This window comes from Arthrobacter sp. Dra40 (assembly GCF_059091905.1).
The window spans coordinates 1-5,784 of the sequence record NZ_JBNHHB010000274.1; the positions used below are offsets into that span (position 1 = coordinate 1).

A 5,784-nucleotide genomic window follows, 5' to 3' on the forward strand; every position below is an offset into this window, starting at 1 on the left:
ACCCGCAGGTTCCCTACATGCTGCGCTGGGATGACGGCACCGAGGCGCTTCACCCGTCCAACGCCCGCCCGGCAACCGTCAAGCTGATCGGCCTGACTATCGCGGGTTCCTCGGAACGCGTGGCTGACTGGCTCGGCACTCCGGTCGATAGCCTGCTGGACGACATCAAGGTTGCCTGGACAGCGCCGAACGGCACGCCGGGCATCATGTCGGTCCGCTTCGAAACCGCCAACGGCATCGTCGAGCTCTGAGCTTTCCCCACGCATTCGCTCCGGTTTGGGCGTCCGCTCCGCGATGTAGGCGGAGCAGTCGCCCGAACCGGAGCTTTTGATTTCACCCGGCGTAAGGCAGCGGACGCACCGACAGAATCCTTCGGCGCTCTGCCGCAAGAGATCGGCAGCCCGACAAAGGATGACCGCCGCCCCTAGCGCGCCCCGTTACCTCCCGATGCCGATGGCCGGCCCTAACAGGGAATAGCCGACAAAGCCGGCAATATCCAGCAGTGCATGCGCGACCACCAGCGGCATCACGCGTTTGACCTTGGTATAGGCGTAGCCGAACACCAGACCCATCAGGAAGTTTCCGATGCCGGGCCCGATCCCTTGGTACAGGTGGTAGGTCCCGCGCAGGGCGGCGCTGACGAAGATCGTGCTCCAGATCCCCCAACCGAACTTGGCGAACCGGTTGAACAGGTACCCCACCATGACCACTTCTTCGAGGATGGCGTGGCGGAGCGCTGACAGCACCAGCACCGGTACGGTCCACCAGTATTCGTTTAGGGCCGCGGGGACGATCGCGGTGGTGATCCCCAGCGCCCTGCCGGCGGCATAGACGCCCAGCGTGCCGGCACCCATCGCCAGCGCCAGCAGGAAGCCCAGGCCGAAGTCCACCCGGGGCCGGGAGAACGTAAACCCGATCGCACGGAAGGCCGACCGGCTTGGAGAGGTCATCAGGAACAGCACCAAGGCCACGGGCACCAGCGCAAAGAGGATACCGAGCATCTGGTACACAAAATCGAAGACTTCCCGCTGGTTCAGCACCGGGTTCAGCGTGGTGGTCTGCGAAGCCAGTGGCGCGCGGGTCATCTTCTCCAGCAGGTTCACCACCGCGTAGACCGCCGACTGCCCGAGTGACAGGCCGAGCACGATGAGCACTTCGGCCCGGTAGTACCTCAGCGTGCGCGGCGCCGTCCCGGGAACGACCTTCTGCTTGTCCATAACCCCATCTTGCCAAGCCAATGGCTTACGTACGGCAGTTGCTACAAGTCCAGCAGCAGGCGCCGTCCCTTGCAGCGGGAAACGCAGATCATCATGGTGTCCCCGGCCTCGCGCTCATCGTCGGAGAGCAACGAGTCACGATGGTCGATCTCGCCACCCAGTACGGGTGTTTCACAGGTTCCGCAGATTCCTTCCCGGCAGGAGTTCAACGGGTTGATCCCGACCGCTTCGAGCGCCTGCAGAATGGATTCCTCGGGTCCCACCGGGATCTCGGTGCCGTCGGCCAGTTCCACGGTGAAGGCTGAATCTTCCGCTTCCGACGGCGTCTGGGCGTCCTGGGCCACAGTGGCGGCCGTAAACCGCTCACAATGAAACCGCTCGGGACTGTCCCAGCCGTCGGCGATGGACTGGATGACATTCAGCAGCGGTCCGGGGCCGCAGGCGTAAACGTGGGTTTCCGAGTCCAAATCCTCCAGCAGGTCTGCCAGCGGGTAGAAGCCGCTCTCGTCGTCTGCATGGATATGGATGTCTCCCCCGAGCGCCTGGATTTCCTCGAGAAACGCCATGGAAGAGCGGCTACGTCCCAGATAGAGCAGGCGCCACGGCACTCCGGCTGCGGCAGCCTCACGGACCATCGGCAGAATCGGGGTGATTCCGATGCCGCCGGCGATGAACACATAGCTCTGGGCGGGAGCCAGGGCAAAGTTGTTGCGCGGTCCCCGTACCTGGATCTTGGTACCCGGCCTGAGCGTGTCATGCACGTAGGCGGAGCCGCCGCGCCCCGCCGCTTCACGCAGTACCCCCAGCCGCCAGGCGGAACGGTCCGCCCGCTGGGAGCAGAGCGAGTACTGGCGCAGAATGCCGTTGGGCAGGAGCACGTCGACATGTGCGCCGGCGTCCCACTCCGGCAGCTCCTCCCCCAGCGGATGTTCCAGCTGCAGGGAGACCACGCAGTTGGACTCGCGGCCGATCGACCGGACTTCGACGTCGAAAAATTCTTCATTCATGATGGCACTCACAGTGGGTATCAGGCTGCTGCCGGCTCGGCGAGAACCGAGGCGAGGAAGGCCTTGGTGCGTTCATTTTGAGGGTTCGTGATGATGTCCCTGGCAGGCCCCTCCTCCACGACGTAGCCGTCGTCCATGAAGACCACGCGATCGGCTACGTCCCGGGCGAAATTCATCTCATGGGTGACTACCACCATGGTCATGCCGGACATGGCCAGGTTCTTCATCACCTTCAGGACCTCGCCGACCAGTTCGGGATCCAGCGCGGAGGTGGGCTCATCGAACAGCATCAGTTTCGGTTCCATGCACAGGGCCCGGGCGATGGCTACCCGCTGCTGTTGGCCGCCGGAAAGCTGGCGTGGATAAGCATCGGCCTTCTCGCTCAGCCCAACTTTCTCCAGCAACGCCGTAGCACGCGCCACAGCTGTTGTTTTCCGTTCTTTCCGGACCAGCCGCGGTGCCTCAATGAGGTTTTGCATCACGGTCATGTGCGGGAACAGGTTGAACTGCTGGAACACCATGCCGATGTCGGAGCGGCTGTGGCAGACGTCGTTATGGCTTTGCTCGTAGAGCCTGCCGCCCTTGAGGTCGTAGCCGACGATCTTGCCATTGACCCACATTCTCCCCCCGTCGATGGCTTCCAAGTGGTTGATGCACCGCAGGAACGTGCTCTTTCCGGATCCGGAGGGGCCGATGAGGCACACCACCTCGCCCTGCTGGACGTGCAGGTCAATCCCCTTCAGGACAAGGTTGGAGCCGTAGCTTTTGCAGACACCATTCGCTTTGACCATCGGCTCGGCACCGTTCACTGCTGTCATTTCTTGCCGCCTTTCAGGGAGAGTGCGTCATGCGTTGCGAAGAACCGCTTGAGCTGCTGCATGGGGGTCGGCGGCAAGTTCCGCTGGTTGCCGCGCGCGAACCGCCGCTCCAGGTAGTACTGGCCGATCGTGAGGATGGAGGTGATCAGCAGATACCAGAGGCTGGCAACGATCAGCAGCGGGATGGTCTCGAACGTGCGTGCGTAGATGATCTGCGCCGAGTACAGCAGCTCCGGCACCGAGATCACGCTGACCAGGGCCGTGGTCTTGAGCATGCCGATGGTTTCGTTGCCGGTGGGCGGGATGATCACGCGCATTGCCTGCGGCAGCACGATCCGGCGCATCGTCTGCAGCTTGGTGATGCCCAGTGCTCCGGCGGCCTCGGTCTGGCCGTGGTCAACGGAGAGGATGCCGGCCCGCACGATTTCGGACATGTAGGCACCCTGGTTCAGGCCCAGGCCGAGGATCGCCGCCGTCATCGGGGTAATGAACTGGTTCGCGTCCAGGTGGACTCCCGGGATCCCCAAAGTGATAACGGGGTACAGCGCCGCCAGGTTGAACCAGAACAGCAGCTGGACCAGTACCGGGGTGCCGCGGAAGAAGTGCACGTAGGCAAATGCAGCAACCCGCACCACCGGATTAACCGAGAGCCGCATGACGGCCAGGACCACGCCGAGCACGATGCCAATGGCCATGCTGATGGCCGTGAGCCCCAGCGTGACCAGGATGCCCCGGCCAATGGAGATGTCGCGCAGGTACATCGCCACCACATCCCACCCGAAGTTCGGATTGGTGAAGACGGAGCGCAGCAGCAGTCCACCGATCAGGAAGATCACGGCTGCAGCCAGCCAGCGGCCGGGGTGTTTGGCCTTGACGATGGTGTATTCATCGACCGGTTGGGCGACCGGCTCGCGTCTGGCAGTCACGGCAGTCATCAGCTGGTTCCCTCTTCCGCTACTTCGACTGGAGTGCGTCGGCGGTGATCAGCACGGACTTCGGGAAGTCCCACTTGTCGCCGATTTCCTCGTAGTGGCCGGAAGCAATGACGCCCTTCACGGCCTCGGTGACTGCCTCCTTCATCCCGGTGTCCTTCGCCAGAGCGACGCCGAACGGTGCGGGATCAAAATCCTCGCCTTCGGCCAGTTCGAACTGGCCCTTGGCTTCCTTGCCCTGGAAGGCCAGCGGCATGCTGTCGGCGATAACCCCGTCAACACGGCCGGACGACAACGCAAGGTTGGCGTCCGTCTGCCCGGGGAAGTTCTGGATTTTGATAGCTTCCTTCCCGGCAGCCGTGCACTCCTTGGAGAACTCCGGCAGATACTCCATCGATTGGATTGATCCCTTTTGACCGGCGATCTTCTTCCCGCACATGCTCATGGGGTCCATGGAGATGCCCATGGGATTTCCGGGTGCGACGGCGATGCCCGTGCCGGTGTTAAGGTACTGCACGAAATCGACGATCTTCTCGCGTTCGGGCGTGACTGAGAAGGCCGACATGGCCATGTCGTACTTCCCGGAGGCCAGGCCCCCCAGGATCGTGTCGAAGGTCGCCGGCACGTGCTCCACTTCCAGCCCCAGGGCTGCGCCGACGGCGTCAGAGAAGTCGACGTCGAAGCCGATCATGGTCTGGTTGTCGGTGTCGTAGAACTCGAACGGGGCGTAGGTCGGGTCGGAGGCAACCTTCAGTGTTCCGGAGGCTAGGATCGCCTCCGGAAGCAGATCGCGGGCGGCTTCGTTGACCTCCACGGCCCCCGCCGCACTGTCGGAAGCGGCCGGAGCAGCTGTGTTTCCGGAACCGGTGGCCGCACCTGAGGCGTTCGTGCAGGCGGCCAAGGACAGCGCGGCCAGCAGCACTGTTCCGGTAAGGAGATTGGCACGGATGGCACGTTGACGTGAATGACGCATGGACTTTCCCTTTCATGGTCCGGACGGCGTTGTCCGGTTATGGAGATCCGCACTGACCAGGAGACGATCAGTGCCTCGGTGCTTCAATTTCAGCTGCGAAGGCAGCAGGCGGCGCCGGAACATCCGGTGGGAACCGCCGCCGCGCCGGCCACCCCCGGATCCAGCCGGACCGCGCAAGTGCGCGGTGCGTAGTGCAAGGTGCAGATGGTCAGCGAATGGCCGTCAGGGAACCCATCTCAGCGCCTTGGCCTTCCGCGGGGCGAGGGTGATGGCCTGGACGGCGGACTCTCCTCCAGCCAGCGAAAGCCGGACTGCCTCACGCTCCTCGCCTTCAACAATGAAAATGTCGCCGGCCCGCAGCCACCGCTGCCACGGGCCATCCTGAGCGGCGACCAGCGCCTCGCCAGCCAGTCCCGCCACAATCAACTGCTCGCCGGGACCGCGCTCCAGCATGCCGGTGTGGCTGCCGGTGAAGCGGTGGCTTTCGGAGGCGATATAGCTGTGGTCGGCTTCAAGCGCTACTGCCGGCTCCGGGCCGGATTCATCGAGTTCCACCGTCCACCGCCACGGGTCGCCGCGCTCGGCTGAATCCGGGCACGCCGCCAGGATCCTGGCGCCAGTTTCAGCGGAGGTCTCCCCGCCGAGGGCGTTGGCTCTAATCAGCATCCACATCCGGGCACCTAGGCCGTCCTGGGAGCAACCGGCTCCCGGCGGGCAGCCGAACCCAGTGCGGATTTCGCCTGTTGCTCCTTTTTCAGCAAGGCGGCCAGGATGCGCCGCGCCCTGGCGACTCCGCCGTCCTGGGCGATCAAAACATCGAACTCGCCCTCGGGCCGG

General features: G+C 63.9%; 6 protein-coding genes and 1 pseudogene. 1 reads left to right on the plus strand and 6 read right to left on the minus strand.

The genetic code is table 11. The annotated features are described in order from the left end of the window. A pseudogene (locus AC5RWT_RS33655) lies at positions 1 to 251 on the plus strand (VOC family protein); the annotation flags it as partial. A gap of 186 nt (positions 252 to 437) precedes the next feature. Here the strand turns inward: AC5RWT_RS33655 and AC5RWT_RS33660 are convergent. From AC5RWT_RS33660 to AC5RWT_RS33685, 6 genes are all read right to left on the minus strand, one after another. Further along, positions 438 to 1,217: a CPBP family intramembrane glutamic endopeptidase gene (locus tag AC5RWT_RS33660; protein ID WP_494084005.1), complete on the minus strand. Its 780-nt coding sequence runs from the start codon at positions 1,215 to 1,217 to the stop codon at positions 438 to 440. 41 nt (positions 1,218 to 1,258) lie between these two features. Then, positions 1,259 to 2,224, minus strand: coding sequence for a PDR/VanB family oxidoreductase (locus AC5RWT_RS33665; RefSeq protein WP_494084006.1), 966 nt, complete (start codon positions 2,222 to 2,224; stop codon positions 1,259 to 1,261). A gap of 20 nt (positions 2,225 to 2,244) precedes the next feature. Continuing rightward, positions 2,245 to 3,042: an amino acid ABC transporter ATP-binding protein gene (locus AC5RWT_RS33670; RefSeq protein WP_494084007.1), complete on the minus strand. Its 798-nt coding sequence runs from the start codon at positions 3,040 to 3,042 to the stop codon at positions 2,245 to 2,247. After that, complete coding sequence (locus AC5RWT_RS33675) at positions 3,039 to 3,977, minus strand: amino acid ABC transporter permease (protein WP_494084008.1); 939 nt, start codon at positions 3,975 to 3,977, stop codon at positions 3,039 to 3,041. The genes AC5RWT_RS33670 and AC5RWT_RS33675 overlap by 4 nt, the downstream gene beginning before the upstream one ends. A 19-nt stretch (positions 3,978 to 3,996) precedes the next feature. Continuing rightward, the gene (locus tag AC5RWT_RS33680) at positions 3,997 to 4,947 is read right to left on the minus strand and encodes an ABC transporter substrate-binding protein (protein ID WP_494084009.1); all 951 of its coding nucleotides are present in this window, start codon (positions 4,945 to 4,947) and stop codon (positions 3,997 to 3,999) included. A 222-nt stretch (positions 4,948 to 5,169) separates the two neighbouring features. Continuing rightward, positions 5,170 to 5,619 carry a hypothetical protein gene (locus tag AC5RWT_RS33685; protein ID WP_494084010.1) on the minus strand — a complete coding sequence of 150 codons (450 nt, stop codon included), beginning with the start codon at positions 5,617 to 5,619 and terminating at the stop codon, positions 5,170 to 5,172. Positions 5,620 to 5,784: the final 165 nt, after the last annotated feature.

Coding starts and splice junctions, on each gene's coding strand:
- AC5RWT_RS33660 (WP_494084005.1), bottom strand. CDS start 1,217: ATGGACAAGCAGAAGGTCGTTCCCGGGACGGCGCCGCGCACGCTGAGG.
- AC5RWT_RS33665 (WP_494084006.1), bottom strand. CDS start 2,224: ATGAATGAAGAATTTTTCGACGTCGAAGTCCGGTCGATCGGCCGCGAG.
- AC5RWT_RS33670 (WP_494084007.1), bottom strand. CDS start 3,042: ATGACAGCAGTGAACGGTGCCGAGCCGATGGTCAAAGCGAATGGTGTC.
- AC5RWT_RS33675 (WP_494084008.1), bottom strand. CDS start 3,977: ATGACTGCCGTGACTGCCAGACGCGAGCCGGTCGCCCAACCGGTCGAT.
- AC5RWT_RS33680 (WP_494084009.1), bottom strand. CDS start 4,947: ATGCGTCATTCACGTCAACGTGCCATCCGTGCCAATCTCCTTACCGGA.
- AC5RWT_RS33685 (WP_494084010.1), bottom strand. CDS start 5,619: ATGTGGATGCTGATTAGAGCCAACGCCCTCGGCGGGGAGACCTCCGCT.